The 26,588-nt window shown below is 37.7% G+C and carries 24 protein-coding genes; 8 read left to right on the top strand and 16 right to left on the bottom strand.

Annotated features, from left to right (window positions below; translation table 11 throughout):
• Positions 1 to 53: 53 nt before the first annotated feature.
• The gene (locus ACZ1AQ_RS00165; protein WP_489630954.1) at positions 54 to 1,025 is read left to right on the top strand and encodes a GSCFA domain-containing protein; all 972 of its coding nucleotides are present in this window, start codon (positions 54 to 56) and stop codon (positions 1,023 to 1,025) included.
• Positions 1,026 to 1,027: 2 nt separating this feature from the next.
• Positions 1,028 to 1,648 (top strand): DUF4230 domain-containing protein, encoded by a 621-nt coding sequence (locus ACZ1AQ_RS00160; RefSeq protein WP_489630953.1) that lies wholly within the window; start codon positions 1,028 to 1,030, stop codon positions 1,646 to 1,648.
• 85 nt (positions 1,649 to 1,733) lie between these two features.
• Here ACZ1AQ_RS00160 and ACZ1AQ_RS00155 read toward each other — a convergent pair whose 3' ends face one another.
• The 7 genes from ACZ1AQ_RS00155 to ACZ1AQ_RS00125 all read right to left on the bottom strand — a co-directional run bounded on the left by ACZ1AQ_RS00155 (position 1,734) and on the right by ACZ1AQ_RS00125 (position 9,972).
• Entirely contained in the window at positions 1,734 to 3,497 is a 1,764-nt protein-coding gene (locus ACZ1AQ_RS00155; RefSeq protein ID WP_489630952.1) for an aromatic amino acid hydroxylase, read from the bottom strand.
• A 281-nt stretch (positions 3,498 to 3,778) separates the two neighbouring features.
• Positions 3,779 to 4,174 (bottom strand): group III truncated hemoglobin, encoded by a 396-nt coding sequence (locus ACZ1AQ_RS00150; protein ID WP_489630951.1) that lies wholly within the window; start codon positions 4,172 to 4,174, stop codon positions 3,779 to 3,781.
• A gap of 68 nt (positions 4,175 to 4,242) precedes the next feature.
• Positions 4,243 to 5,487, bottom strand: coding sequence for a threonine ammonia-lyase IlvA (gene ilvA, locus ACZ1AQ_RS00145; RefSeq protein ID WP_489630950.1), 1,245 nt, complete (start codon positions 5,485 to 5,487; stop codon positions 4,243 to 4,245).
• 10 nt (positions 5,488 to 5,497) lie between these two features.
• Positions 5,498 to 5,926: a hypothetical protein gene (locus tag ACZ1AQ_RS00140; protein ID WP_489630949.1), complete on the bottom strand. Its 429-nt coding sequence runs from the start codon at positions 5,924 to 5,926 to the stop codon at positions 5,498 to 5,500.
• Positions 5,927 to 6,236: 310 nt separating this feature from the next.
• Entirely contained in the window at positions 6,237 to 6,773 is a 537-nt protein-coding gene (locus ACZ1AQ_RS00135; RefSeq protein WP_489630948.1) for a DUF4136 domain-containing protein, read from the bottom strand.
• A gap of 180 nt (positions 6,774 to 6,953) precedes the next feature.
• Positions 6,954 to 8,939 (bottom strand): urocanate hydratase, encoded by a 1,986-nt coding sequence (gene hutU / locus ACZ1AQ_RS00130; protein ID WP_489630947.1) that lies wholly within the window; start codon positions 8,937 to 8,939, stop codon positions 6,954 to 6,956.
• An 841-nt stretch (positions 8,940 to 9,780) separates the two neighbouring features.
• Positions 9,781 to 9,972: a C1orf53 family protein gene (locus tag ACZ1AQ_RS00125; protein WP_489630946.1), complete on the bottom strand. Its 192-nt coding sequence runs from the start codon at positions 9,970 to 9,972 to the stop codon at positions 9,781 to 9,783.
• Between the two features lie 101 nt (positions 9,973 to 10,073).
• On the opposite strand from ACZ1AQ_RS00125, the gene ACZ1AQ_RS00120 reads away from it, so the two are divergent.
• From ACZ1AQ_RS00120 to hemL, 4 genes are all read left to right on the top strand, one after another.
• On the top strand, positions 10,074 to 10,415 hold the full coding sequence (locus ACZ1AQ_RS00120; protein WP_489630945.1) for a hypothetical protein: 342 nt from the start codon (positions 10,074 to 10,076) through the stop codon (positions 10,413 to 10,415).
• Between the two features lie 111 nt (positions 10,416 to 10,526).
• Entirely contained in the window at positions 10,527 to 11,417 is an 891-nt protein-coding gene (locus ACZ1AQ_RS00115; RefSeq protein ID WP_489630944.1) for a 1-aminocyclopropane-1-carboxylate deaminase/D-cysteine desulfhydrase, read from the top strand.
• Positions 11,414 to 12,223 (top strand): glucosaminidase domain-containing protein, encoded by an 810-nt coding sequence (locus tag ACZ1AQ_RS00110; RefSeq protein ID WP_489630943.1) that lies wholly within the window; start codon positions 11,414 to 11,416, stop codon positions 12,221 to 12,223. The genes ACZ1AQ_RS00115 and ACZ1AQ_RS00110 overlap by 4 nt, the downstream gene beginning before the upstream one ends.
• A gap of 303 nt (positions 12,224 to 12,526) precedes the next feature.
• Positions 12,527 to 13,813 (top strand): glutamate-1-semialdehyde 2,1-aminomutase, encoded by a 1,287-nt coding sequence (gene hemL / locus ACZ1AQ_RS00105; protein ID WP_489630942.1) that lies wholly within the window; start codon positions 12,527 to 12,529, stop codon positions 13,811 to 13,813.
• Between the two features lie 56 nt (positions 13,814 to 13,869).
• Here the strand turns inward: hemL and ACZ1AQ_RS00100 are convergent, their stop codons facing one another.
• From ACZ1AQ_RS00100 to ACZ1AQ_RS00075, 6 genes are all read right to left on the bottom strand, one after another.
• Positions 13,870 to 14,316 (bottom strand): DUF4890 domain-containing protein, encoded by a 447-nt coding sequence (locus ACZ1AQ_RS00100; protein ID WP_489630941.1) that lies wholly within the window; start codon positions 14,314 to 14,316, stop codon positions 13,870 to 13,872.
• A gap of 71 nt (positions 14,317 to 14,387) precedes the next feature.
• Positions 14,388 to 15,923, bottom strand: coding sequence for an L-aspartate oxidase (nadB, locus tag ACZ1AQ_RS00095; RefSeq protein ID WP_489630940.1), 1,536 nt, complete (start codon positions 15,921 to 15,923; stop codon positions 14,388 to 14,390).
• Positions 15,923 to 16,852 (bottom strand): quinolinate synthase NadA, encoded by a 930-nt coding sequence (gene nadA, locus ACZ1AQ_RS00090; protein ID WP_489630939.1) that lies wholly within the window; start codon positions 16,850 to 16,852, stop codon positions 15,923 to 15,925. The genes nadB and nadA overlap by 1 nt, the downstream gene beginning before the upstream one ends.
• Positions 16,853 to 16,965: 113 nt before the next feature.
• Positions 16,966 to 17,655 (bottom strand): anaerobic ribonucleoside-triphosphate reductase activating protein, encoded by a 690-nt coding sequence (locus ACZ1AQ_RS00085; RefSeq protein WP_489630938.1) that lies wholly within the window; start codon positions 17,653 to 17,655, stop codon positions 16,966 to 16,968.
• Positions 17,639 to 17,797, bottom strand: a complete 159-nt coding sequence (gene nrdD / locus ACZ1AQ_RS00080) for an anaerobic ribonucleoside-triphosphate reductase (protein ID WP_157490620.1) — start codon at positions 17,795 to 17,797, stop codon at positions 17,639 to 17,641. Before nrdD ends, ACZ1AQ_RS00085 begins: the two co-directional genes overlap by 17 nt.
• A gap of 234 nt (positions 17,798 to 18,031) precedes the next feature.
• Positions 18,032 to 20,140 (bottom strand): ribonucleoside triphosphate reductase, encoded by a 2,109-nt coding sequence (locus ACZ1AQ_RS00075; RefSeq protein ID WP_489630937.1) that lies wholly within the window; start codon positions 20,138 to 20,140, stop codon positions 18,032 to 18,034.
• Positions 20,141 to 20,533: 393 nt separating this feature from the next.
• Here ACZ1AQ_RS00075 and ACZ1AQ_RS00070 point away from each other — a divergent pair, with 393 nt between their 5' ends.
• Positions 20,534 to 21,460 (top strand): glycerophosphodiester phosphodiesterase family protein, encoded by a 927-nt coding sequence (locus ACZ1AQ_RS00070; protein ID WP_489630936.1) that lies wholly within the window; start codon positions 20,534 to 20,536, stop codon positions 21,458 to 21,460.
• 67 nt (positions 21,461 to 21,527) lie between these two features.
• Here the strand turns inward: ACZ1AQ_RS00070 and lysS are convergent, their stop codons facing one another.
• The 3 genes from lysS to ACZ1AQ_RS00055 all read right to left on the bottom strand — a co-directional run bounded on the left by lysS (position 21,528) and on the right by ACZ1AQ_RS00055 (position 25,640).
• Positions 21,528 to 23,231: a lysine--tRNA ligase gene (gene lysS / locus ACZ1AQ_RS00065; protein WP_489630935.1), complete on the bottom strand. Its 1,704-nt coding sequence runs from the start codon at positions 23,229 to 23,231 to the stop codon at positions 21,528 to 21,530.
• A gap of 150 nt (positions 23,232 to 23,381) precedes the next feature.
• On the bottom strand, positions 23,382 to 24,389 hold the full coding sequence (locus tag ACZ1AQ_RS00060; protein WP_489630934.1) for a hypothetical protein: 1,008 nt from the start codon (positions 24,387 to 24,389) through the stop codon (positions 23,382 to 23,384).
• 15 nt (positions 24,390 to 24,404) lie between these two features.
• Positions 24,405 to 25,640, bottom strand: a complete 1,236-nt coding sequence (locus ACZ1AQ_RS00055; RefSeq protein ID WP_489630933.1) for a hypothetical protein — start codon at positions 25,638 to 25,640, stop codon at positions 24,405 to 24,407.
• 177 nt (positions 25,641 to 25,817) lie between these two features.
• On the opposite strand from ACZ1AQ_RS00055, the gene ACZ1AQ_RS00050 reads away from it, so the two are divergent.
• Positions 25,818 to 26,558, top strand: a complete 741-nt coding sequence (locus tag ACZ1AQ_RS00050; RefSeq protein WP_489630932.1) for a hypothetical protein — start codon at positions 25,818 to 25,820, stop codon at positions 26,556 to 26,558.
• The last annotated feature ends 30 nt before the right edge of the window (positions 26,559 to 26,588 follow it).

Genomic DNA, 26,588 nt, shown 5'->3' with positions numbered 1-26,588 from the left:
GAGTTGAATTGAAGGCTAAAAATAATAGTTTATTTGTCAAAACTAGTTTAAATTTGACAGCAAAACGATTCATTTTGCAACTTAAAACCAAAATAATTATCCCCGAAACCAATACTCCGATAGCTTATTCGTCACAAATAATGCTACTCGGCTCTTGCTTTGCTGAAAACATGGGGGATAAATTACTCTATTATAAATTTCAAACCCAAGTGAATCCTTTTGGGATTATTTTCAACCCCGTTTCTATTGCAAAACTTATAGAGAGAGCGGTGGTGCAACGCTATTTCACCGAGGAAGATATTTTTTTCTTCAACGAAAGATGGCATTGTTATGAAGTTCATTCTGAATTGAGTGACGCTGATTCTGAAGTATTCTTGAGTAAACTGAACCAAATTCTTTTAGACACCCAAAAGCAATTACAGCAAGCGACGCATATCATTATTACCTATGGTACTTCTTGGGTGTATCGGCATATTGAAACCAACGCTATTGTTGCAAATTGCCATAAAGTACCACAAAAACAATTCAGCAAAGAGTTGTTGTCCATTGATAGCATCCAAAAAGCGATTCAGAATACAGTCTCTTTGATTGCCACTTTAAATCCGAAATGTAATTTTATTTTTACGGTTTCACCCGTTCGGCATCTCAAAGACGGTTTTGTCGAAAATCAGGTAAATAAAGCGCATTTGATTGCTGCAATTTATGCAACAACAAACACTAAACAACAAACATTAAACTATTTTCCCAGCTACGAAATTATGATGGACGAGCTCAGGGACTATCGTTTTTACGCCGATGATATGATACATCCTAGTTCGTTGGCGATTGAATATATCTGGGAACGTTTTGCAGCCACTCAAATTGACGACAATGCAATAGCTACAATGGAATTGGTTCAAACCATACAAAAAGGCTTGGCGCATCGTCCTTTTAATCCCAATTCAGAAAGCCATCAAAAGTTTGAGGCAAATCTGAAAGAAAAAATAGCTACATTAGAGGCACAATATTCATTTATGAAATTTTAGTTATGTTGAAACGCATTTTAATTGGAGTTGGAATAGTAGTTATTGGCTTGTTGTTGTTCAAATACTGCGATTTTAAAAAAGAAAAAGAAGACGAGTTCGATTACAATACGAATCTCATTCAGCAACAAATCCTAAATGTGGGGAAATTGGTGGTGACCGAAGGACATTTTTCGGAAGTCATCACGTTTAAGAATTCGAATAAGTACTTTTTGGATATGATTTCTTTTGAAAAAAAGGCTATTGTGATTGTGAATGCCAAAGTAACAGTGGCTTATGATTTGCATCAAATGAAATACGATATTGATGAAAAGAACAAAACCATTACGATTCTTTCCATTCCAAAAGAAGAAATTTCGATTTATCCCGACATCCAATATTATGATGTGGAGCAAAGCAAGCTTAATGAATTCACAGGAGCGGATTACAACAAAATCAATAAAACGGTTAAAACAAGAATGGCTCAAAAAGTAGAGAAGTCAACTTTAAAAACCAATGCTAAAAATCGTTTGGTAAGCGAAATCTCTAAAATGCTCATCTTAACGAATTCTTTGGGCTGGAAACTACAATACAACGGTGAAGTCATCGAAAATGAAAGGCAGCTAAAACAGGATTTGAAGTTGTAAGTTTGTTTTAACACGAATATTACGAATTGACACGAATCATTAGAATTTAATTCGTGCTAATTTGTGAAATTCGTGTTTATAAATTTTAGTGAACAGTTTCCTCTTTTTCAAAAATCAATTCCAAACCATTCGAAATTAATTGGGCAACTTCAGGACGCTGTGTTTTAAGATTTTCTAGATGAGAGAGAATCTCGGTAAGTAATTGTGTTTCGTTTCTTGCTTTTAAAAGTTCAGCCAATTCTACACAAAGCAACCAATCATTAGAATGTTCTTCTTTTAATTTTTCAAAAATGGGAGCCAATGAGGTCGTCGTATCTTTTGTCTCGCGGATATTTCGAACAGTATGATACAAAACTTCTAAGGCATCTCTTTCTTCTGAGGTTGAAGCTTTGATGGTTTTGCTGCTTGGGACGTGAGCAATCAAATCAAAACTATTCACATCCGCAGGGCCAGAAAAAGCCGAAACTAATTTCTTTCCTACAGCCATATCATAAGTTCCCCATTCTGGACGGAAAAGAACTGTTTCACCGTGCGTAACTGTACAGTTTTTGAAAGAAATCAAGATGATTTCACCGTGTAGATTTCGTTTCCCAGTTATGATTTCGCCAACGACTTTGATGTTGCCTTCAAACTCCAAAGTGGCGGTTTCGCCTTCGTAAATGTCGTATGCTTTTAAGTCACGTGGACTCATATCTTCAATAGCCAGATTGATGCCTTTGAGTTTCCCGATGGGGCTACCAAAACCTTCAAGGTGAGCAGCAGTTCCGTGTCCTACTAATTCTTTTTCACGATTGGCCAAAGCTGTTTTTCCAGTCGTTTGTAAGTAAATCGGTTTGCCTTCGTGTTCGATTACGTTGGTAAAAACACCAGAAATCTGTAAACCAGTACTCAATTCTACTGTTCCCAAAGCTTTGGAATCGATGAGTTTTTTGATGCCAGATAAACCGCCTGTTCTCAAAGCCATGGTGTTGGCAAACTCTTCTAAAACCAAACTCAAGTAAGCAAAATCAGGTGTTACATAGAGTTGAGGTTGTACTTTAGTAATATCGAAGCTTTGTTGTGCTGCTTCTATAGTATATGGCAGTTTTTTTACGTTATCGGTCATACACCAAGCGCTTTCACCAATGGAAGAAAGCAAACCAGCGCCGTAAATTTTTGGGTTTTCAAGCGTGCCAATCAAACCGTACTCCACGGTCCACCAATGTAAGTTTCGGATTTGAGCCATTTCTGAGAGTTCGCCCATATTGTTTTGCAAATCTTCTACTGCTTTTTCAGCAGCTTCTATTTGGCTTTGTGGGGTTCCCTCGGCTTCTTTTAAAATCGAAAGTAAACGAATGGCTTCATACATTTCGTAATCTTTGTGCGAAGAGATGGCTTTGCAACCAATTTCGCCAAAACGGCGCAAGTATTCGGCATATTCTGGATTGGCAATAATTGGTGCATGTCCCGCGCCTTCGTGGATGATATCAGGTGCTGGAGTGTATTCGATGTGTTCCAATTGACGAATATCAGAGGCAATCACCAACACATTATAGGCTTGGAATTCCATAAAAGCGTTGGGCGGAATAAAACCATCTACAGCCACGGCGGCCCATCCAATTTCGGATAATATACGATTCATACCGTACATACTCGGAATGGAGTCGATTTCGATACCTGTTTTCTTTAACCCTTCGAGGTAGGAACTGTGAGCAACCTTGGATAGGTAGTCCACGTTTTTGCGCATCACATAGCGCCAAACGGCTTGATTGATGGGCGTGTAGTCTTCGTAGTCTTGCGGTTTGATAAACTGTTTCAAATGTTTCGGTAATCGCTCGATTAGGGGATTACTTTCTATTTTTGCATTCATATCGAAATCGGTATAGTTTTTTGTAAAAATACAATTTCGAATGATTATTTTCAGGTTTTTATTGGGGATTTTTAGTAAACCATGTGTTTTTATAGGATTTTAACAATGGTTTACTTTTTAAAAAATGTCCAATTGAAACCTCTTTAGCCCCGACAGTAGTGGAAATCCTTTGGTGCCGGGGTTCGGTACCAAAGATTATAGCGGATGGCGGGAACCCATAATGGCTGATAATGCCTTTTGTTTCGCTCCTGATTTTTATATCACAGATTGATGCAGATGATTTATTTTATTTGATCTCTTTCGGCTTGTCTGAAATACTCAATCTTATAATTGAACATTTCGGCCATATTTTTGGCTCTTAGCTTAGCTTCTTCGGCTAGTGGGCCAGTAAACAAGCCGTCGATAGTGCTGGTGAAAATCGCCATCCAGCGGTCGAAATGGGTTTTGTCTACCGGCAATTGTTTGTGCGGGGGAAACGGACTTCCTGAATAGGTGTGGACTTCGAGCAAAATGGTTTGCCAAAAACGGTACATTTTTTCGAGATGTTCTGACCAGCGATTGCCTATTTTTTCGTTGAAAACGGGGCCGATGACCGCATCTTGGCGAACATTGGTATAGAAGGTATCGACCATTTTTTTGATGTCGTTTAGGTCTTGTATGTCTTGAGCAGGAGTCATAACTGTTTAAAAATTTGGTTGCAAAGGTACTTTTTTACTGGAAAAGGAGTTAGTTTTTTTAGTTTCTTTTAACCAATGAGTTGGGTGAATAAATCCTGTTTTTCGTTGAGGTATTGGTACACAAATCCCATTTTTTTCATATTGTCTTTGATGGCTACAATGTCGTTTGGATTTTTCACTTCTAAACCTACTACCACAGAGCCTACTTCTCGACTATTCTTTTTAGCAAATTGGAAATAGGTGATGTCATCGTCTGGTCCTAAAATGGTATTGACAAATTCTTTCAATGCTCCGGGGCGTTGCGGAAACTGTATCATAAAATAATGCATTAATCCTTCGTAAAGTAAAGAGCGTTCTTTGATTTCGGCGGTGCGTTCAATATCGTTGTTGCTGCCGCTTACCACGCAAACCACAGTTTTTCCTTTGATTTGATCTTTGTAAAAATCCAACGCTGCAATGGTCAAAGCACCTGCGGGTTCTACCACCATCGCCTCTTCGTTGTACAAACGCAAGATAGTGGTGCACACTTTTCCTTCGGGAACAAGGACGATATCGTCTAGGTTTTTTTGACAAATGGCAAAGGTTTTGTCACCCACTTGTTTTACGGCGGCTCCATCTACAAATTTGTCTATGGCGTCTAAGGGTGTATTGGCTTGATTGGCAATTGATGTTTTCATCGAAGGGGCACCTAGCGGTTCAACGCCAATAATTTTGGTATTGGGGCTAAGGTGTTTGAAAACAGTTGACAGGCCAGAAGCTAAACCGCCACCTCCAATGGGAACAAAAACATAATCGATGGTTTGTTGGTGTTGTTCAACAATTTCGAGTCCTACGGTACCTTGGCCCGCAATGACTTTTTCATCATCAAAAGGGTGGATGAATGCTTTTTGGTTGTACTTGGCGTCGGCAACAGCTTTGGCATAGGCATCGTCGAAGGTGTCGCCAGTTAAAACAATTTCGACCCATTTTTTTCCAAAGAGTTGTACTTGCTTTACTTTTTGATTGGGTGTGGTTTTGGGCATATAGATTTTGCCTTGTATTTGCAAAAGATGGCAAGAGTACGCCACCCCTTGTGCGTGATTGCCAGCGCTGGCGCACACAATGCCATTTGTTTTTTCGCTTTCGTTTAAGGATTTTATTTTGTTGTATGCGCCTCTAATTTTATAAGAACGCACGACTTGAAGGTCTTCTCTTTTAAGTAAAATAGTAGCCCCAAATTCTTCTGAGAGATTGAGGTTTTCAGTTAAAGGCGTAGCGGGAACTACGTTGGCTAATTCTTGTTGTGCTTGTTGTATGGATTGAAATAAGTTCATTTTTTTTATTTTAATTGAATTGTAATGTTGATTTTTTGAGGGTGTTTTGTAGTGTGTAATAGTGCTCATTGATAATTTTGCCACAACAAATCCAATGCTCTTTTTCTTGAAATAAAAAAGAAATAGGATAGTATGTGATTTGTTCTCTGCCTATGGTTGGAATTTTAAAAAGTATGATTTGATGGGTTTCTAGTTCCTTTTCATTTTGAGTGTAACAACAAAAAACCTCGATAATTCGTTCCAAAATAGCCGCTATGGTTTTGCTATTCGTTTCGTCATCCCAATAGTCAATCCTGATTTTGTATAGTGAAGTGTGCTCACAAAAGTCAACCCAAAAATGGTCGATTTGTAGCTTTTTCCGAGAGAATATAAGGACAATTTTACTGATTAGCGTGGCTTCTTTTTCGCAAAATAGCGTAAGGGTTATTTTTTCTTTCATTGTAACTGTGGTTCATTTTTATTCAAAAAAAAACCTTTCTCAAGTGACGAGAAAGGTTTCATACTTATGCATAACATCCTAACTCGTCAACAAAGACGAATAATAATGATGTTAATAATATTAGTGTTTTGTGTCATAATCTAAAAAAAAACCTCCCAATTGGGAGGTTCTATATTGTTATTGTTAATACTATACAGCGCCTCACATTCTCATCGAATGATAATTGAAATACTGCTAATAATTGTGTTATTGTTTTTCATATAAAAAATGTGAGGCCACAAATATAAACAATTATGGTGTTCACCACGATTTATTTTTTTACCGGAGGATATTGTGCTAAAATTTTCCCCACAAACTCAGCAACCACCTCGTCTTTTTTGTCGACATTTTTTGTTAAAGTGCCTACTCCTTCACCTTGCCAAATCATTTCTTTCTTTTTAGCATCGATAAGGTCAATAAACAAAGTACCTTCGGTAGACGTTGAAACGGTGGTTTGGTTGCCACCCATCATCCAAGGGTTCCAACCCCAGCCCCAGCCGTAACCCCAGCCAGCATTGAATTGGTTCACATTAACTTCCTCTCTTGATTTGGTAAAAATATTGATTAACAAATCAGGCGTTTCGCTTTTGGTAAAGCCTTTGGCTGTCATTTGTTGGTCAATGGCTCTCAAAATACGTTTTTTGTCCAAATCAGAAATCTCTACTTTGTCAATGCCTGGTTTGTAATACGCATAGGTTTTGTAGGGAGTAAAATCTACATTCTTATCGTAATCCGAATACACTCTAACGGAACTACAAGAACTAAAAAAAACAACTAGCACTAAGGCAAATAATGATATAGGTTTCATATGGATATTGTTTAAGTTATTATCTATTATGATTCTCGCTTTATGCTGCAAAATAATCTATTTTTAGTTCAAGATGATTTTTTTAACATTAGATTATAACTATCAAAATGTTTTGTTTTAAATCATTTAGACTTTTTCAAAAACGAATTTGTTGTCAAGATTTCAAAGCAAATTTTAATGTTACAGTAAATAATCTTCAACAGCATTCGGAAGTGTCACTTTTAGTAAAGGTTCTACTTCCATAGCGCGTTTGATAGCAAAAATTGCACCCTCGTTACGCGCCCAGCTTCTGCGAGAAATTCCGTTGTTGACATCCCAAAACAACATTGATGCCAAACGTTTAGAAGCTTCTTTAGAACCATCAAGAACCATACCAAAGCCGCCATTAATAACTTCTCCCCAGCCCACACCGCCGCCGTTGTGGATAGATACCCAAGTTGCACCACGGAAACTATCGCCAATCACATTATGAATGGCCATATCAGCGGTAAATCTTGAACCGTCATAGATATTCGACGTTTCTCGATAAGGCGAATCGGTTCCCGAAACATCGTGGTGGTCACGGCCTAAAACTACATAGCCTATTTCGCCTTTGGCAATAGCTTGGTTAAATGCTTCGGCGATTTTAGTACGTCCTTCGGCATCGGCATATAAAATTCGCGCTTGTGAACCTACCACTAATTTATTTTCTTGAGCACCTTTAATCCACTGAATGTTGTCCTGCATTTGTTGCTGAATTTCTTCAGGAGAGGTTTCCATCATTTTTTCTAAAACTTCGCAAGCAATAGCATCTGTTTTGGCCAAGTCTTCTGGTTTTCCTGAGGTACAAACCCAACGGAAAGGACCAAAACCATAATCAAAACACATCGGTCCCATAATATCTTGCACGTAAGAAGGGTATTTGAATTCTCTACCAAGCGTTGGATTTTCGGCCATCACATCGGCTCCCGCTCTTGAAGCTTCTAGTAAAAAGGCGTTGCCGTAATCAAAGAAATACGTGCCTTTTGCGGTATGTTTGTTGATTGCCGCTGCGTGACGACGTAAAGTTTCTTGCACTTTTTCTTTAAAAAGTTCCGGTTGGTTGGCCATCATTTCATTGGCTTCCTCAAACGAAATGCCTGCTGGATAATACCCGCCAGCCCACGGATTATGTAATGAAGTTTGGTCAGAACCCAAATCGATATGCATATTTTCTTGGTCAAAACGTTCCCAAACGTCTACGATATTACCCAAATAAGCAATAGAAACGGTCTCGTTATTCGTTTTTGCCAAGGCTACGCGTTGCACTAAAGCGTCTAAATCTTCAATCACTTCATTAATCCAACCTTGGCTGTGACGAATATGGGTGATTTTTGGATTCACTTCGGCGCAAACGGTGATACAACCCGCAATATTTCCCGCTTTGGGTTGCGCGCCACTCATCCCGCCCAATCCAGACGTTACAAATAAACTTCCTTTTGGATTCTTTTTAATTTTTCTAAAACCATTCAAAACCGTGATGGTCGTGCCGTGCACAATACCTTGTGGACCAATGTACATATAACTTCCAGCCGTCATTTGTCCGTATTGCGAAACGCCCAAGGCATTCATTTTTTCCCAATCGTCTGGTGCCGAATAATTCGGAATCACCATTCCGTTGGTCACCACGACTCTCGGCGCCTCTTTATGCGACGGAAACAATCCCATCGGGTGGCCCGAGTACATCGTCAACGTTTGCTCGTCGGTCATTTCCGATAAGTATTGCATCGTCAAAAGGTATTGTGCCCAATTTTGAAACACCGCACCATTTCCGCCATACGTAATCAATTCGTGCGGATGCTGCGCCACGGCATAATCCAAATTGTTTTGAATCATCAACATAATAGCTTTCGCTTGCTCGCTTTTTCCTGGATATTCGTCAATCGGACGCGCGTACATTTTGTAATCAGGACGAAAACGGTACATATAAATGCGTCCGTATTGCGCTAATTCTTCCGAGAATTCAGGGGCTAATTCCGCGTGATGTTTTGGGTCAAAATAACGCAACGCATTGCGCAACGCCAACTTTTTTTCTTCAGCTGTCAAAATCTCTTTGCGTTTCGGCGCGTGATTTATGGCAGCATCATACGGTTTAGGTTGTGGTAATATATCAGGAATTCCTTGTTGGATTTGTTCTTTAAATGTCATCTTTTTTTGTTTTTACAATCGAAAATAAAATAATAGTGATACCCATTTCGTGAAATTATTTTTACCACATAGAATCATAGAATTTATAGTTTTTTAAAAGAAGTCAAGAGACGTTTTACTATTCACATAGCTAATCTATTGTGAGAAATAGTGCTATTTCTTTTTTTATCTATGTTGATTTGCTAGTAATCTATGGTTCTATGTGGTTAAGTTTTTATTTTATTTAAATTTCACCCAATTGGCTAATTGCGATACTTTTTAGCAAGATTTGGGCGAGCCCCCAATACCCCAAGTGGCCTATGAAGCGTTGTCGTGATGCGGCCACTTGCGGTATTGCGGTCGGGCTATCCACGCTACTTCGGTAGCCAGTTCCTATCCCTCTCGCGACTCGTAGACCAAGGACTTATGGCTTCCAAAATTACTTAGGACTATTTTCTCACCCTCCAGTTGGAAAAAACCGACTAAGGATACCTAATATCCGACCGATGGTAGGACTTGTATATTTTGATTCTGTATTGTAAAGAAAGGACATCCATTTCTTAGCGTTTTTTTATATTTTGAGTTCAATTATTTCATCGAGACTAGTGAACTTTGGTAAGTCTAATATAATTTGCTCTCTACTTTTATCACCAAAGAAACACACCCCCAGCCCCTATAACTCCATTTTTTACTTTTTTTTGAGTCGTTGAATCTTCGATTTCGAGAGGGGAGTAGCAGCTGCATTGAAAACGCGAATCTTTTGTTTTTTTTGTAATTTCTGCTTTCACCGCCCTAAATCTGAACACTAAAAAACTGAGCACTGACCACTAATTTCTGCCTTCTGCCTTCTGCTTTCTACTTTCTACTTTCTACTTTCTACCTTCTTAAACCCTCCCGTTTTCTTATCATAGCCATAAGGACAATGACGGCAACCGCTTTTGCAACAATACCCTCTTTTTAGGTGGTGTTTTTCGGTAAAACATTTATAGCCTTCGGGAGTAAAGTAAAAATCTTCACCCTCGATTAATTTATTTTCATTAATTTGCTCTAACATAAGCGACTTGTTTTTTGGGGATGTTCGTGCTAATAGAACGAATCGTGTTTTCCTTAAATAAAAGGGTTCAACAGTTGCAAATCTATAAATTTTAAAGCGAAATGATTCTTATTGTTGCTAAATATTTAATTCCAAAAGGATATAGTGGCCTCGCTGCTTTTCCGTTTGTGTTCCTTAAAAAAGCAGGATACAAAGAGAATCACATTTTCCTCAATCACGAAAAAATACATTTACGACAACAACTCGAATTGCTGATTGTTCCTTTTTTTATTTGGTACAGTTTTGAGTTTTTGCTTCGATGGTGCCAATACAAAGATAAAAACTTGGCGTATCGGAACCTGAGTTTTGAACGCGAAGCTTATGCCAACGAATCCAATTTGAGTTACCTTGAAACGAGGAAATATTTTAGTTTTTTAAACTATTTGCACACAAAAAGAAATTAAAAGCCTATTTAACCGCAAGGTTCGCAAAGAAAGCGCAATGACCGCAAAGCTTAGTGAACTTTGCGTAAATCTTTGCGAACCTTGCGGTTAATTTTATAAAAGCTATACACTTTGAATCAAAAAATAACATACGACCTGCCCAAAGGAATTACTCTTGAGATAAAAAGAGAGGATTTACTTCATCCTTTTGTCTCAGGCAATAAATTCCGAAAACTAAAATACAATGTACTCCAAGCCAAAGCCGAAAAGCATTCGGTTTTGCTCACTTTTGGTGGCGCTTTTTCCAATCATATCGCTGCTGTGGCCTATGCCGGAAAAGAGCAAGGTTTTGAAACTATTGGTGTGATTCGGGGGGATGAATTACGCGATAAAATTTCGGAAAATCCTACCTTGTCTTTTGCTCAAGAATGCGGAATGCGTTTTGAATTTGTCACCCGTGAAGCCTATCGTCATAAAACAGAGAGTGCTTTTATCGAACAACTAAAAGCACAATTCGGGTCTTTTTATTTGGTTCCAGAAGGTGGTACGAACGATTTGGCCGTCAAAGGCTGTGAAGAAATCCTAACAGAGCTTGATGCTGATTTTGATTTTGTTTGTAGCGCCGTGGGAACTGGAGGAACCATTTCTGGACTTATCAATAGTGCTTTGCCACATCAAAAAGTTTTGGGATTTCCAGCGTTAAAAGGGGATTTTTTACAAGATGAAATTCGTAATTTTGTCCAAAATAAAAACTGGGAGCTCCAAACCGACTATCATTTTGGAGGTTATGGTAAAGTAACCACCGAATTTATCGAATGGATGAATTGGTTTTATGCGCAAACGGGTATTCCGTTAGACCCAATTTATACCGGAAAAATGGTTTTTGGCGTTATGGATTTAATAAAACGCAACTATTTTCCACCAAAATCCAAAATTCTGATGATTCACACCGGTGGACTCCAAGGAATTGCTGGGATGAATGCCAAATTAGAAAAACAAAACAAACCGATTTTAGTACTATGATAAAACAAATTTTCTGCCTGATGGTATTGCTGTTTTTGGTAAGCTGTAACAGTACTAAACCGGTTACTCAAACCCATAAAAGAAACACAACTCCTGCTAAGAAAACAGTCGTTTATACTAAGACGCCATCTACTAATGGTGTTGCCACTAAAAGATTAGAGGTAGTCAATCAATACATAGAACAATACAAAGGAATTGCGATGAGCAATATGAAAAATTTCGGCATTCCTGCGAGTATAATTTTGGCACAAGGAATCTTAGAATCGGGTGCTGGGAAAAGCAGTTTGGCAGTCAATTCCAATAATCACTTTGGTATCAAATGTCATAATGATTGGGAAGGAGAAGTTGTACACCAAGATGATGATTCAGAAAAAGAATGTTTCCGAAAGTACGAAGATCCCGCAGGTTCGTATAAAGACCACTCTAAATTTTTGACAACCAAAAAGCGATATGCCTCTCTTTTCTCATTAGCCAAAGGAGATTATGTGGCTTGGGCTATGGGATTGCGAGCCGCTGGATACGCTACCGACCCGTTGTATCCAGAAAAACTGATTGCCTACATTGAACGCTATGATTTGCATCAGTACGATAGTCAGGTTTTGGGCAAAAGTGGGGTAAATTATCCCGTTTCGAATCGAGTAGACAACCAAGTGGTAAACGGTGATGGCACGTTGTATGAAGTCCAAAAAGGCGATACCTTGTATTCCATTTCCAAAAAATTCAATGTTTTGGTCGAAGATTTACAACGCAAAAACAACTTAACTGACAACGCCATTTCGATTGGACAAAAATTGATTGTGAAGTAATTTTTAATTCTGAGTTTTTACAGTTTATGAAGAAGTTTTTTTTTGTGGTGTTCTTAGTTACCATTATAAGCTTGTTGGTAAGGTTTTATTTTGGAGTGTATGAACACGATGAATTTACCGAAAAGAATTTTTTTATTAAACATCGACCTACGTGGAAATGGTACTTTTATTCCCCTATTAGAATGTCCGATGTTAAGTTTGAATCACTTTCAAAAGAAAACCAAATTGAACAAAAATATTTTGATGAATTCATCACAAATCAAGGGTTGAGTCGATAAGTAAATTTAAAAAAATAAAAAAAATATGATATACCAAAGAAGCAGTCAGCTTTTTGCTGAAGCGGAAAAAGTAATTCCAGGAGGCGTAAATTCACCAGTACGAGCTTTTAAAGCCGTGGGTGGTACTCCAATTTTTGTAAAAAGAGCGCAAGGCGCGTATTTATATGATGAAGATGGTAACCGATTGATCGATTACATTAATTCTTGGGGGCCAATGATTTTGGGTCACGCCTACGAACCCGTCGTGGAGGCATTAACGGAACGTGCCAAATTAGGAACTTCTTTTGGAATGCCTACAGAATTGGAAACCAAAATTGCTGCTTTGGCAGTTGATATGGTTCCGAATATCGATAAAATTCGTTTTGTGAATTCGGGGACAGAAGCTTGTATGAGTGCCGTTCGTTTGGCGCGTGGCTTTACCAAAAGAGATAAAATCATCAAGTTTGCAGGTTGTTATCACGGTCATTCCGATTCGTTTTTGATTGCAGCGGGTAGTGGCTTAAGTACTTTTGGAGTACCAAATAGTCCTGGAGTAACTGAAGGTACGGCTAAAGATACTTTGCTGGCTCGTTACAACGATTTAGAAAATGTTAGCGCTCTCATTGCTGCCAATCCAAATGAAATTGCAGCCATTATTGTAGAGCCTGTTGCGGGAAATATGGGTTGCGTACCACCACTCAACGGATTCTTAGAAGGTTTACGTGAGTTGTGTTCTGCTAACGGGATTTTATTGATTTTTGATGAGGTAATGACAGGCTTCCGTTTGGCAGCAGGTGGTGTTCAGGAGTTGTACGGCATTCAAGCAGATATCGTTTGTTTTGGAAAAGTAATTGGTGGCGGATTGCCAGTAGGGGCTTTTGCTGCTCGTGAAGAAATTATGAATTACTTGGCGCCACTAGGTCCCGTGTATCAAGCTGGAACATTATCAGGAAATCCGTTAGCGATGGCGGCTGGATTGGCAATGTTGGAATCGTTAAACAACGACAGAACAGTATTTCAACGATTGGAAGAGAAAACCGTTTATTTAGAAGCAGGAATTCGTAAAGTACTTACTGCAAATGGTGTGGTGTTTACCATCAATAGAGTAGGTTCTATGATTTCTGTTCATTTTGATGCGGAGCCTGTAGTCGATTTTCAATCGGCTGCTAAAGGAGATAATGCAACCTTTAAAAAATTCTTCCACGGTTTGTTGCAAGAAGGTATTTACATTGCACCATCAGCTTATGAAACTTGGTTTATTACTGATGCGTTGACTTATGAAGATTTAGATGTGACCATTCAAGCTATTGATAAAGTATCGAAGACTTTTTAAGAAATAGAAGTACAACAAAAAAGGGAGTTTCTTGCTGTAGAAACTCCCTTTTTTTATTAATAATCACCTTTATGTCTTCGTCTTTCTTCTCTTTTCTCGAGCATTTTTTCTTTTCTAATTTCACGGTCGTTCTCCCATTTGGTGTATTGTTCAGGGGTTAAAATCGACTTCATTTTCGCGTCAGTGGCTTCTTTTTCGGCTTTCATTTTTTTAGCCATTTCTTTTCTTTCTTTAGCAGAAGCCAGTAATTGTTCGTCTTTTTTGGCTTCTCTTTTGGCTTTAAATTCGGCTACTTTTGCGCTTTGTTCTGCTAATAATTTTTTTACTTCTTCTTGTTGTTTAGCATTCAAGTTCAAATCCGTAGTCATTTTTTTTAAATGTTTCTCCTGACGTTGTTCTGGAGTCAATTTTTCCATTTCGTCACGATTGGGTCTTTCTCTTCTTTGCTGTGCCACACTGCTTAAACTTACTACCAATAAGGCAGCCATAATTACTTTTTTCATCTTACTTTCGTTTTTTTGATTTATACTGATAAGATGACGTTTAAAGAAAAAGGTTTAATGTTAACAAAAAATTAGCATCTTAAGTACTTGATTTTGAAAAAACCACCGCGATTTTCCTCTCGTAAGATAGAATGTTGAACAATGAGGATTCCTATGGTAATCAGATTTTTCAATTCATAAAAAGCGGTATTCCCTTGATAATTTTGTTCAAGTTCTAGGAGTTCTTTTAGCCAATGTTTTAACTGTTTTTTGGCTTTTTTCAAATCGTGATTGTTTCTCACGATTCCTGCATGGCTTCGCATCAAAAGTTGTAATTCACTTTTTATTTGACTCAAAACAGAATTCGTAATCAAAGGCAAGCGGTCTTTGTAGATTTTGGAGTAAACGGGTGTTTTGCTTACTTCTAGGTCAGGGTTTTCAGAAAGGTAATCATAAATTGCATTGGAATAAACCAACGCCTCTAGTAGGGAGTTAGAAGCTAACCTGTTGGCTCCGTGTAAACCCGTTCTAGAGCATTCACCGCAAGCAAAAAGGCGCTCTACAGAAGTCTTACCATTAGCATCGACTACAATTCCGCCACAAAGATAATGTTGAGCAGGTACTACAGGAATCCAGTCGTTTGTGATGTCGATACCAATGCTTTTGCAATGTCTATAAATCATTGGGAAATGAGCGATAAATGCTTCCGAATCCAAGTGGGTACAATCTAAATAAACACATGCGTCTCCTGATTTTTTCAATTCAAAATCGATACTTTGCGAAATAATATCTCTCGAAGCCAATTCTTTTCTTTCGTCATAATCTTCCATAAAACGATGGCCGCTTTTGGTGCGTAGATAGGCACCAAAACCGCGAACAGCTTCTGAGATTAAAAACTGAGTTCCTGATGCATTATGAAATAAGGCTGTAGGATGAAATTGGATAAATTCCATTTCGGTGATAGTGGCGTGAATACGGTTTGCCATAGCAATTCCGTCGCCTGTCGCAATAATGGGATTGGTGGTATGTCCGTATACATTTCCTATGCCGCCAGTGGCTAGCAAGGTATAATCAGCAAAACAAGGAAAAATAGTTTTGTCTTTTTGATTCAAAACTTGAACGCCCAAACAACAATTGTCTTCAGCAATCAAATCGATAGCAAAATGATGGTCGAGCACGGTGATGTTTTCTTTGAGATATACTTGCTGTAAAATAGCGCGTTCTATTTCAAAACCCGTTTGGTCTTTATGGTGTACTACTCGATTTTGTGAATGGCCTCCTTCTTTTCCTAAGTCGAAATTGCCTTGTGCATTTTTGTCAAATTGTGCGCCCCAATTGATTAATTCTTGTAGTCGTTTTGGCCCTTCGGTGATGACTTTTCGAACCACGGCTTCGTCGCACAAGCCATCGCCACAAATTAGGGTATCCTGAATGTGTTTTTCGTACGAATCTTCAATTTTGTTGGTTACAATAGCGATACCTCCTTGCGCATATTTTGTGTTCGATTCTTCAGCATTGGCTTTGGTAACGATTGTGATTTTTTTTTCTGGAAAGCGCGTGGCCATTTTTAGGGCAAAAGTTAGTCCTGCCACACCAGAACCGATAATTAAATAGTTGGTTTGTGTCATTAGTTGGAGAGTTCAAGCATACGTTCTATAGGTACTAAAGCGCGTTCTCTGATGTCTTCAGGAACGATAATTTCGGGAGTTTCGTGGAGCAAACAATCGTACACTTTTTGAAGTGTGTTGACTTTCATATAACCGCATTCGCTGCACGCACAAGTATTGTCCTCTTCGGATGGAGCAGGAATCAAGATTTTATGCGGTACTTCTTGTTGCATTTTATGCAAAATACCTGCTTCGGTGGCAACAATGAACTTAGTATTTGGACTATTTTTTACATAGCTTATCATTCCAGCAGTGGAGCCAATGTAATGGGCTGTTTTTAGGATATGTGTTTCTGATTCTGGATGCGCAATGATTTCGGCATCAGGGTTTTGTTTGTATAATTCAACTAACTTGTCTAGAGAAAAAGCTTCGTGTACCACACAAGAGCCGTCCCAAAGCAATAGTTCACGTCCTGTTTTTTGACTAATGTATTTGCCTAAGTTTTTGTCTGGAGCAAAGATAATTGGCGTTTCTTTTGGAACTGATGCAACAATTTTTAAAGCATTAGCCGAAGTACATACGATATCGCTCAACGCTTTTATCTCAGCCGAACAGTTAACATAAGTAATCACGATATGATTGGGATGTTGGGCTTTGAATGCTCTAAACAAGTCTGGCGGACAAGAGTCGGCCAAGGAGCATCCTGCATTGAGGTCGGGCAAAATTACTTTCTTATTAGGATTGAGTATTTTGGCTGTTTCGGCCATAAAATGAACCCCTGCAAAAAGAATAATAGGTGCATCAACTTTGGTCGCTTCTTGTGACAAACCCAAGCTATCACCAACATAATCAGCAATATCTTGTATGTCTGGCTCTTGATAATAATGCGCCAAAATGACTGCATTTTTTTCTTTCTTTAGGGCAACAATTTTTGCTTTGAGTTCTTTCATTTTACCTTTTTTTAGTATGTCATTTTATAAAGGGCGTGTAAAAGTATTTTAATCCTATTGGACTGCCAATGATAAATGTCAGGTTTAGAAGTGTTTCAAAAAGAGCGGTTAGTTTAATTCCGAATCACAATTTTGATGTTGGCTGTGGAAAGCGATTCCGAATCTAATTCCCGCTGGGAAAAGCCCATTTTTTCTAGAGTTGTAGCTTCATTTACGAAATACTGAATATAGTATTGGCCTTGATAGCCTTTTTGTTCCAAAAAACGAACCATTGCTGTGAGGTCTTCTTTAGAAATTAAGTCGGAGTGGATGGTGGTGCGCACTTCAAAAGGGACAGAATGCGAGAGCAGCAATTCGAGGGATTGTTCGAAAGTATCGAACAAATTGGATTGGGTGATTTTTTCGAAAGTGTTGGGTAAGGATTTAAAATCTAAGGCAACATAATCGATAGTTTGTTGATGGAGTAGGGTATGAAGTACTTTGGGTTTTGAACCGTTGGTGTCTATTTTTACTAGAAAGCCCATTTTCTTGACGGTTGCAATGAATTCAAGGCAGTTTTTATGCAATAGGCATTCGCCACCGCTGAAAACAACCGCATCTAGGAGATTTTTTCGGGTGTGGAGAAAATCCAAGGCATCTTGGAAGGTGAGTTTTCCTTTTCCTAAAACTATTTCTGGATTGTAGCAATATAAGCACCGCATATTGCAGCCTGCAAACCAAAGAATGCAAGCTGACTGATGCGGATAATCTAGTAAGGTAAAAGGCGTTATGCTGTAAATGGGTGTGCTAGCACTTACATTCATTGAAATGGGTGCGTTGTTTGTGTTCTCCTTTTTTGCCAATGTTGAAACTTTCTACGGGACGGTGATAGCCCATTACACGAGTGTAAACTAAACATTTGGTTCTGCGTTCTGGATGTTGTTCTAGAATGGGATGTGTTTTCATTATTTAAGGGTTTTAGATTGTTTAAAAGTTTAAGGTTTAAAGTTGTTTAAGGGTTTAAATTGTTTGAAGTTGTTTAAAAGTTTAAAGTTTTTGGATGTTTCCAAAAGGGTAATTTGTGACTTTTTAGCCCCGATCGTAGTGAAAATCCTTTGCTGCCGGGGTTCGGCAGCAAAGATTGTAGCGGAGAGCGGGACGGTGTTTCCTGAAAAAACCTTTTGTTTCTGCTCCTAAAAATTATGAGGCTTGTGCTTCTTTTTCTTTTTCGAGAATTAGGGCTTCGTCGCATTTTGGGCAGTATTCGTGTTCGCCGTTTAGGTAGCCGTGTACGGGGCAAACGCTGAATACGGGAGTCACGGTGACATAGGGCAATTTGAAATTGGAGATTACTTTTTTGACAAATTGTTTGCAGGCTTCAGATGAGCTGATTTTTTCGCTCATATAAAGATGTAATACGGTTCCGCCGGTGTATTTGCATTGTAATTCGTCTTGCAGGCAAAGGGCTTCGAAAGGGTCTTCGGTAAAATCGGCTGGGATTTGAGAACTATTCGTGTAATAAATATTGTCTCCTTCACCCGCTTGATAGATGTTGGTGAAGCGTTTTTTGTCTTCTTTGGCAAAGCGATAAGTAGTTCCTTCGGCTGGTGTGGCTTCAAGATTGTAGAGGTTTCCGGTGCTTTCTTGAAATTCTTTCATTCGGTTTCGGATGTGTTCCAAAATTTCGGCTGCCAGTTCGATTCCGGTTCTAGAGGTGATTTGGTCTTGATTTTGAGTGAAATTGACAATCATTTCGTTGATTCCGTTGACACCAATGGTAGAAAAATGATTTCTGAAATGCGACAAATAGCGTTTGGTGTAAGGGTACAAACCGCGGTCGTACATTTCTTGAATAAAGACTCTTTTTTTCTCTAAAGTTGATTTGGAAAGGTATAAAAGATGGTCTAATTGTTCTAGCAAAGCGGTTTTATTTCCTTGATACAAATAGCCCAATCGCGCCATATTGATGGTCACAACTCCAATGCTTCCGGTCATTTCGGCACTTCCAAAAAGGCCATTACCGCGTTTTAGTAATTCGCGTAAATCGAGTTGGAGGCGACAGCACATACTGCGAACGGCGTTGGGTTTGTAGGCATTGGGGTTTTCTTCTTTGTTGCCGTTTTCGTCAAGAATGTATTGGCTTCCAATGAAATTTTGGAAATACGACGACCCAATTTTAGCGGTATTTTCGAATAGCAAATCGGTGTTTTCTCCATTCCAGTCAAACTCCTCGGTGATATTTACGGTTGGAATTGGAAAAGTGAAAGGTTGTCCGTTGGCATCACCTTCGGTCATTACAGTATAATACGCTTTATTGATGAGGTTCATTTCGGGTTGAAAATGCTCGTAACGCAACTCGGTTAACGTTTTCACTCCACGCGCTTGTGCACGAAGTAATAGGTCTTCATTGGTTATTTTGTCAAAAAAATGAATGTCTTTTCGGGTTGGAATTTGAGTTTTCAAATCTTCGGGAACGACCCAGTCCAAGGTAATATTGGTAAACGGTGATTGTCCCCAACGCGCTGGCACGTTTAAGTTATAGACAAAACTGCGAACGGCTTTCAGCACATCATCAAAGGATAAATTGTCTTTGAACACATAAGGCGCTAAATAGGTATCGAAGGAGCTGAAGGCTTGTGCGCCGGCCCATTCGCTCTGAAGAATTCCTAGAAAATTAGCCATTTGTCCCAGAGCTTCTCTAAAATGCGAGGGTGGTCTGCTTTCTACACGTCCGCGAACTCCATTGAATCCTTCGTTGAGTAATACTCTCAAACTCCAACCTGCGCAATAGCCCGTAAGACAATCTAAATCGTGTATGTGAATATCGCCATTTCGGTGCGCATATCCTTCTTGTTTGCTGTAGACTTTGTCTAGCCAGTAGTTGGCAATTATTTTTCCAGCTACGTTGTTTACCAAGCCAGCATTGGAGTAGGAGGTGTTGGCATTGGCATTGATTCTCCAATCGGTTTGTTCAATGTATTCTTCAATAGTTTGCGTGCTGTCTACATAGGTGGTGTCTTCGTTGAGTCCGTTGATGTGTTCGCGTTGTAACTTTCTGGTATGTCGAAAGAGCATAAACGAACGCATCACATCAAAATATTGTTTTTCAAAAAGGGTTTTTTCTATGCAATCCTGAATTTCTTCTACGGCCCAAGTAGTTTTGGAAAGAAGTTGTTCGAAAACACTATCTACTACTTTCTCGTCTATTGCCAATTGAACACTGTTAAAACTCTTTTCAATGGCATCTTTGATTTTGAATTCCTCAAAAGGTCGGTATTCTCCGTTTCGTTTGATTACATATTTTTCCATAGTTTTTGAAAGTTTAAGTTTGCGTTTGTTGTTATAAATGAATACGTGTTTTTAATAAATAGTTAGATTTCAGAAGTTTAATTCTGAGGTAGCCAACCAATTTTGTTTTTTGTTGTAAACAAATTAAAATCAGTTGTTTATGTAAGTTGTGGAATTTGTATTTGGTAGTACTATTTTACGTTTAAATGCAAAATACCGACCTGATATTTATCATATTTTACGTTTTTTTATGCTCTTTTATTAACTGTCCTGAAGCCTTGTTTTTCTGTCTTTTTAGTTGCTTTTTGCGGTAGATTGTTGATAAGTTACTTTGTTATTCTTTTATTAACTTTAAAAAAAAGAGACGCGACAACGAATAAGAATAGGTATTTTTGTTGGTTCAAAATCTATGCAATGAAGAAGAATGTCATACTAGTTTTTTTATTTTTATTATCCTTAAATGGAATTTTTGCTCAAACTAAGGAATACCGAATACAATTTAAAAGTGGAAAAGAATTACAAAAGTTCTTGACGTATTCTAAAAAGTCCTATCCTTTGGTAAGCGCACATAGAGGAGGACCAACAGTAGGTTTTCCAGAAAATTGCACTCCAACTTTTGCTAATACCATTCAGTATAATCCAGCAATAATCGAAACCGATATTGCATTATCCAAAGATTCGGTTTTGGTAATGATGCACGATGATAAGTTAGATAGAACCACGACAGGAACGGGATTGATTGGCAATTATACGTACAAAGAATTACAAGATTTCTATCTAGAAGATACCCAAGGCAATCCAACTCCCTACAAAATAGAAACCTTGGATGAGGTATTGCAATGGGGGAAGGGAAAAGTAATTTACACGTTGGATGTAAAACGAGGAGTTCCTATGCGAAAAGTAATCGATGCGGTGCGTCGCAATAAGGCAGAAGCGTATTCCGTAATCATAACCTACAATGCCAATCAAGCAGCAGAAGTAGCTCGTTTGGCTCCCGATTTGATGATTTCTGTTTCTGCAAGAGGAAAAGAGGATGTAGAACGTATGGAATCTTTGGGTGTAAAAGCAGAAAAAATGGTCGCCTTTGTAGGAACTTCGGACCCTAAACCAGAAGTATATGCCTATTTACATAGTCGTTCAATCGCTTGCATCTTGGGAACAATGGGCAATATTGATAAAAGCGCTGCTACAAATGGGGATGGGTTGTATTATCAATTAATAACCAATGGTGCTACTGTTTTATCTTCGGATAGGAGTAAAGAGGTTGGTATGCAATTGATGAAATATGCGAAAGACAACAAGCTACGCTCGAAGCATATTAAAGAAGTAGTAAAAAAGTAATTTGTATAGAAACAACAAACCCGATAATAGGTCATATTATCGGGTTTGTATTTATCTTACAAAAAGTTTACTCTTTCAATCGACAAGCTTTAACATCACCATCAACCACAACTTCGGTCATTCCAAGTGCGGAAAGGTTTTTCATAGCTTTGTCCCATTTTTTACCACTCAATTCGGATTTGATTTTTAGTAAACTAAATTCCATTTGATTATCATTGGCTTGTAAAATGGCAACAATTACTTTTTCATCAGCTTCTAACTCTACGGTTGCTTTTTTCTTTTCTGGTCGCATTTGTGGGAACAAAAGCACTTCCTGAATAGACGCGTTATTGGTCAAGAACATCATCAAACGGTCCATTCCAATCCCTAATCCAGAGGTTGGTGGCATTCCGTATTCTAGAGCTCTCAAGAAATCTTCGTCAATAGTTCCGTTCGCCTCATCATCTCCTTTTTCGGCCAAACGCATTTGGTCTTCAAAACGCTCTCTTTGGTCAATTGGGTCGTTCAATTCTGAGTAGGCATTAGCGATTTCTTTTCCGCAAACCATCAACTCGAAACGCTCTGTTAATTCAGGATTATCGCGGTGTTCTTTACACAATGGCGACATCTCTTTTGGATAATCAGTAATGAACGTTGGCTGAATATAATTTCCTTCGCATTTAGCACCAAAAATTTCGTCAATCAATTTTCCTTTACCCATCGTTTCATCCACTTCAATTCCCATTCCTTTGGCTGCTTCAAACAATTCAGCTTCGCTTTTACCAGAAATATCAAAACCTGTAAAATGTTTGATAGCATCGGTCATGGTTACACGAGCATAAGGCGCTTTGAAATTGATAGTGTGCTCGCCAAAAGTCACTTCGCTAGTTCCGTTTACAGCCGTTGCACAATATTCCAATAATTGCTCTGTAAATTCCATCATCCAGTTGTAGTCTTTGTAGGCTACATAAATTTCCATAGCGGTAAATTCAGGATTATGAGTTCTGTCCATACCTTCGTTACGGAAATTTTTTGAGAATTCGTAGACACCATCAAAGCCACCAACGATTAGTCTTTTCAAATACAATTCATTGGCAATTCGCATATACAATGGAATGTCTAAGGAGTTGTGATGCGTTATAAATGGTCTCGCTGCTGCACCACCAGGAATGGATTGCAACACAGGAGTTTCTACTTCTAAGTACCCAGCTTCGTTAAAGAAGGTTCTCATTGCAGTGAACAATTTCGTTCTCTTGATGAAGGTTTCTTTTACGTGTTGGTTTACGGTCAAATCCACATAACGCATACGGTAACGCAATTCAGCATCGTTAAAGGCATCGTGAATTTTTCCCTCTTCGTCTATTTTTGGTAATGGTAAAGGACGCAAGGTTTTGCTCAAAAAGGTAAATTCATCCACACGAATACATTGTGCACCCACTTTGGTAGTAAACAATTCTCCTTCAATACCAATAAAATCGCCTAAATCGGTTAATTTTTTAAAAATTTGATTGTATAATGTTTTGTCTTCTTCTGGGCATAAAACATCGCGATTTACGTACAATTGAATACGTCCTTCGCTATCTTGTAATTCAGCAAAACAAGCTTTTCCTTGATCTCTAACACTCATTAAACGTCCTGCTACTATTACTTTTTTGCCTTCTTCAAAGCTTTCTTTTACTTGCTTTGAGGTATGATTTACAGGAAAAAGTTGTGCAGGGTAAGGGTTAATTCCTAAATTACGTAGGCTTTGTAGTTTTTCTCTTCGGATTATTTCTTGTTCTGATAAGGCCATTATGTTCTGAATTTTAAGTCCGCAAAGATAAGAAAAGAATGCAGACTTCAGATTTTAGATTTTAGATTTTTTGGAACAGCTATTTGTCTTTCTGTTATTTTAAAACGAAGAGTTTTTATAAATAAAACATATTGAAAAAATCAAGACATTTTATCTTTGTTCCGCAATAGTTGCTTTGTTCACTTTTAAAACTCTTATCACCTGATTGCTGTTGTCGGCTACAAACAAACGGTCTTTTAGCAATGCACAATTAGTAATGGAGTTAAACGCATTTTCTCCCATAATATCCGAATTGTTGATGGTTGGCGTGTAATTTTGATCTAAAAAAACGTTTTTTGGATACAGGCGAATATAGTTGGTGTTTTTTATTTTTTCAGTTGTTATAGCCCATTCATCGCTAAAAACCACAGATAATGGAAAGTTGTCCGTTAATGTTTTAGTATTTGGTAAAATAGGAACAGTCAACGAGCTGGTTGCGTTTTTCTCTATGTCTTTTAGATTGTAATGCAAAAATCCGTTGGCATTTTGTCCAGCTACGATTAAATTTCCATTAGCGATATCCATCGAATATATTTCGGTGTAGCCTTTTAGGGTATTTAATTTTGCGATTGGAGCTAAGTTCCAATTGCTGGTTTCGGTAATTTGTGCTGTTTGGAAAACTTTGATGCTGTTGTTCTTTTCTTTGACAAAAAGGAATCCATCTTTTGCTTTTAGTCCAAATACGTGAACAAAAGTTTGCCACCATTGTCCATTTCCAATCGTGTTGATTCCAGATAGTGTTTTTTCGTCCAAAACAAAAACCCTCGAGTCAATGCTACCAAGGTAAATACGGTCATTGTCAACAGAAATAGAAGATAACTTTGTGAACGGAATTGTGGTAGTTCCTTTTGTATAGCTTTTGAGACTTGAAAGATAAGATAAAGTTGTGGCGTCAAATATTTCAAGAACATCGCCGTTGCAAACGTATAATTTATTGTTTGCGATAGCGATGGCGTTAGCTTCTAAAGTGCCTTTTCCTCCAATAATTTGATTGACTTTGATAGTTGCTTCGTTACTTAAGTAATAATATTGATAGTTGGTTGGCTCGTAAACTTCATCAGAATCTTTACTACAACAAGTAAAAACAAAGAATAGAGCTATAAATAAAATTTTTTTCATAGTAAGTAAGTGGTATTAATTCCATTTTCCTTCTCCTTTATATTTAAGTAAGAAAGGGTTGTTAGGGCTGATTTTGAAGACGGGTTTTTTATAGTCTTTTTTGTTTAAGTAGGCTGTTTTTGTCCATCCTTTTAGTATTTCAGGATCTATAAAAGGAAGGTCGTTTAGATAAATCAAATATTTATAAAAGTGAGTGAGCATTTCTTGTTGTCCTCCACCTTCACCACTATTGGCTAAATTGCTACTATGGCTAAATCCAATGTGATGAGAATATTCGTGTGACCAAACAGACATTTCACCTAACCAATGACCTGTGATATACCCAGATTCCCATTGAGAAGCCAAAGGTCCTCCTCCCCAAGCACTTCCGCCTCCTACCATTGCTAGGTAAACGGTTCTTGAATCTAAGTAATTCCAGTAAATTTTCTCTATTTCTTCCTTGGTATAATAATCATAAATTCCATTCAAATCATCAGTGTTGCCGTGCCAATTTAAAGCTCCATTTATGGGAGTCCCTGCTAAAGTGGCTTGGTCTTGTTTGTATTTATCAAAATTGGTAAAGGTTTGATAGTATAAAGGATGACTTAAGGCATAGGAGTAATTTATAATCATTGTTATGGCTTCTTTGGCAAGAACAGGATTCATTGGAAGAAATTTCCCTGGTTCATTGATATGATAACCATCGTGAAATTGCACTAAATGATTGGATTTTATTTTCTTGAATTTAGCAAATAATGGATCTGTTGAAGAGATAGAAAACTCAATAGATCCTGATGAAAATCCTTCAATTTTGTCTATGGTTACCGTTTTTCCATTTTCTAATAAGTAATCGTTTTTGCCAATTACCAATGGAATTTGATGAACTGAACGATGAAAAGCTGGAATTTTACTAAAATGAAAAAGGACGAATTTTTTCTCGTAATTTGGAAGTTTAGCATAAACATTTACGTCTGTCAAAGCAACTGGCGAATACAATGAAACTTGTACAGAATCCTTTCCTTTTAGTATGACTTGAAGGGGTTCGTTAACTCGAAACCAACGATCTTTTTTGTTGTACATTAGTGTTGGGTCTTCATTGTCTTCAAATAGGGTCATAGGTTTGTTACCAGCGGGTAAATTGGTAGCGTCAATACTTGATAAATAATTGGGTTGGTAGTTTTTGTAGTTTACTTCGGTTTCGCAATTAGTGAATAATGACAAAATAGCCATTAGCAAAAAGCAAAACGGAGCTTTTTTTAAGAATGGATTCATAGGTAAAGTTTAAGATTAAGGGTTTACAAATTTATTTTTTCTTTTATTATTTCTTCTAATAGAAGTGTTTTTAATTAATTTTATTCTTATTAGACTTGTTAATGTAAGGTGATTTTATATGAAAGGCAGTTTTTAAAATAAGATTTTTCTTTATATTTGAAAATTAGATGTGATAATATGAGTCGATGTAAGTTTTTTTTATTGTATTTTTTTGGATTGCTTTTGTGTACGAGCTGTCAAGTAACCGAAACCATTCATTTCAATGAAGATGGTAGTGGAACTATCTCTGTCGAAATGCTTCGAATAGAACAAAATTATCAGCAATTGGCAGGAGAGGAGTATAATAAAAACGAAGTCTTTGAAGATACCACTTATGTGTTTGATGATTATATTTCAAAACATTCAGAGACTTATTCTAAGCTTACTCCTCAAGAAAAAGCAGTTTTTAACGCATACAAAGGCGTGAAAGTGCACATTAAGAAGAATTCTTTTGAAAAGGAATTTAGAACCACCTTAACTCAAAATTTTCAGCAAGCAAATCAAATCGCTGATTTATACAAGACAGAAGAATATGTTAGTGATTTGGTACATAATTATGCGCTAAGTGCCGAAGAACATTATTATAAAGTAGCTTTTGTTTTTACTGAAAATGAATTTAAAAGAATAGTAATTGTTACAGATGAAGAGGAGTTAAAAAAAACACAAGAGAAAATTTCAGCAATCAAAGCAGGTTTGCCTCAGAAGAATTTACATCAAAAAATAACCTTGCATTATCATTTTGTCAAAATGATAAAATCAGTTTCAAACCCTAATGCCAAAATCAGTCCTGATCGAAAATCAGTTGAAATAACGTTTGGTTTGATTGAAAGTTTGATGGATCCAGTTTCAACTTCTGTAACAATCGAATTAGAGAAGTAATTAAGAATAAATCCAAGAAAGAATCTTTTC

Source organism: Flavobacterium sp. UM26 (assembly GCF_057922445.1).
Note: the sequence above shows the minus strand (reverse complement) of the source record. Positions and strands in the feature narration are given on the sequence as shown.

Excerpts from the sequence above, each read along its gene's own strand:
- nrdD (WP_157490620.1), bottom strand. The coding sequence starts at position 17,797 with ATGAAAACACATCCCATTCTAGAACAACATCCAGAACGCAGAACCAAA.
- ACZ1AQ_RS00125 (WP_489630946.1), bottom strand. The coding sequence starts at position 9,972 with ATGTTAGAGCAAATTAATGAAAATAAATTAATCGAGGGTGAAGATTTT.
- ACZ1AQ_RS00060 (WP_489630934.1), bottom strand. The coding sequence starts at position 24,389 with ATGAAAAAAATTTTATTTATAGCTCTATTCTTTGTTTTTACTTGTTGT.
- nadA (WP_489630939.1), bottom strand. The coding sequence starts at position 16,852 with ATGAAAGAACTCAAAGCAAAAATTGTTGCCCTAAAGAAAGAAAAAAAT.
- ACZ1AQ_RS00085 (WP_489630938.1), bottom strand. The coding sequence starts at position 17,655 with ATGAATGTAAGTGCTAGCACACCCATTTACAGCATAACGCCTTTTACC.
- ACZ1AQ_RS00050 (WP_489630932.1), top strand. The coding sequence starts at position 25,818 with ATGAGTCGATGTAAGTTTTTTTTATTGTATTTTTTTGGATTGCTTTTG.
- ACZ1AQ_RS00135 (WP_489630948.1), bottom strand. The coding sequence starts at position 6,773 with ATGAAACCTATATCATTATTTGCCTTAGTGCTAGTTGTTTTTTTTAGT.
- ilvA (WP_489630950.1), bottom strand. The coding sequence starts at position 5,487 with ATGAACTTATTTCAATCCATACAACAAGCACAACAAGAATTAGCCAAC.
- ACZ1AQ_RS00140 (WP_489630949.1), bottom strand. The coding sequence starts at position 5,926 with ATGAAAGAAAAAATAACCCTTACGCTATTTTGCGAAAAAGAAGCCACG.
- ACZ1AQ_RS00075 (WP_489630937.1), bottom strand. The coding sequence starts at position 20,140 with ATGGAAAAATATGTAATCAAACGAAACGGAGAATACCGACCTTTTGAG.
- ACZ1AQ_RS00110 (WP_489630943.1), top strand. The coding sequence starts at position 11,414 with ATGATAAAACAAATTTTCTGCCTGATGGTATTGCTGTTTTTGGTAAGC.
- ACZ1AQ_RS00120 (WP_489630945.1), top strand. The coding sequence starts at position 10,074 with ATGATTCTTATTGTTGCTAAATATTTAATTCCAAAAGGATATAGTGGC.
- ACZ1AQ_RS00150 (WP_489630951.1), bottom strand. The coding sequence starts at position 4,174 with ATGACTCCTGCTCAAGACATACAAGACCTAAACGACATCAAAAAAATG.
- hemL (WP_489630942.1), top strand. The coding sequence starts at position 12,527 with ATGATATACCAAAGAAGCAGTCAGCTTTTTGCTGAAGCGGAAAAAGTA.
- lysS (WP_489630935.1), bottom strand. The coding sequence starts at position 23,231 with ATGGCCTTATCAGAACAAGAAATAATCCGAAGAGAAAAACTACAAAGC.
- ACZ1AQ_RS00155 (WP_489630952.1), bottom strand. The coding sequence starts at position 3,497 with ATGAATGCAAAAATAGAAAGTAATCCCCTAATCGAGCGATTACCGAAA.
- hutU (WP_489630947.1), bottom strand. The coding sequence starts at position 8,939 with ATGACATTTAAAGAACAAATCCAACAAGGAATTCCTGATATATTACCA.
- ACZ1AQ_RS00055 (WP_489630933.1), bottom strand. The coding sequence starts at position 25,640 with ATGAATCCATTCTTAAAAAAAGCTCCGTTTTGCTTTTTGCTAATGGCT.
- ACZ1AQ_RS00070 (WP_489630936.1), top strand. The coding sequence starts at position 20,534 with ATGAAGAAGAATGTCATACTAGTTTTTTTATTTTTATTATCCTTAAAT.
- ACZ1AQ_RS00100 (WP_489630941.1), bottom strand. The coding sequence starts at position 14,316 with ATGAAAAAAGTAATTATGGCTGCCTTATTGGTAGTAAGTTTAAGCAGT.
- ACZ1AQ_RS00160 (WP_489630953.1), top strand. The coding sequence starts at position 1,028 with ATGTTGAAACGCATTTTAATTGGAGTTGGAATAGTAGTTATTGGCTTG.
- nadB (WP_489630940.1), bottom strand. The coding sequence starts at position 15,923 with ATGACACAAACCAACTATTTAATTATCGGTTCTGGTGTGGCAGGACTA.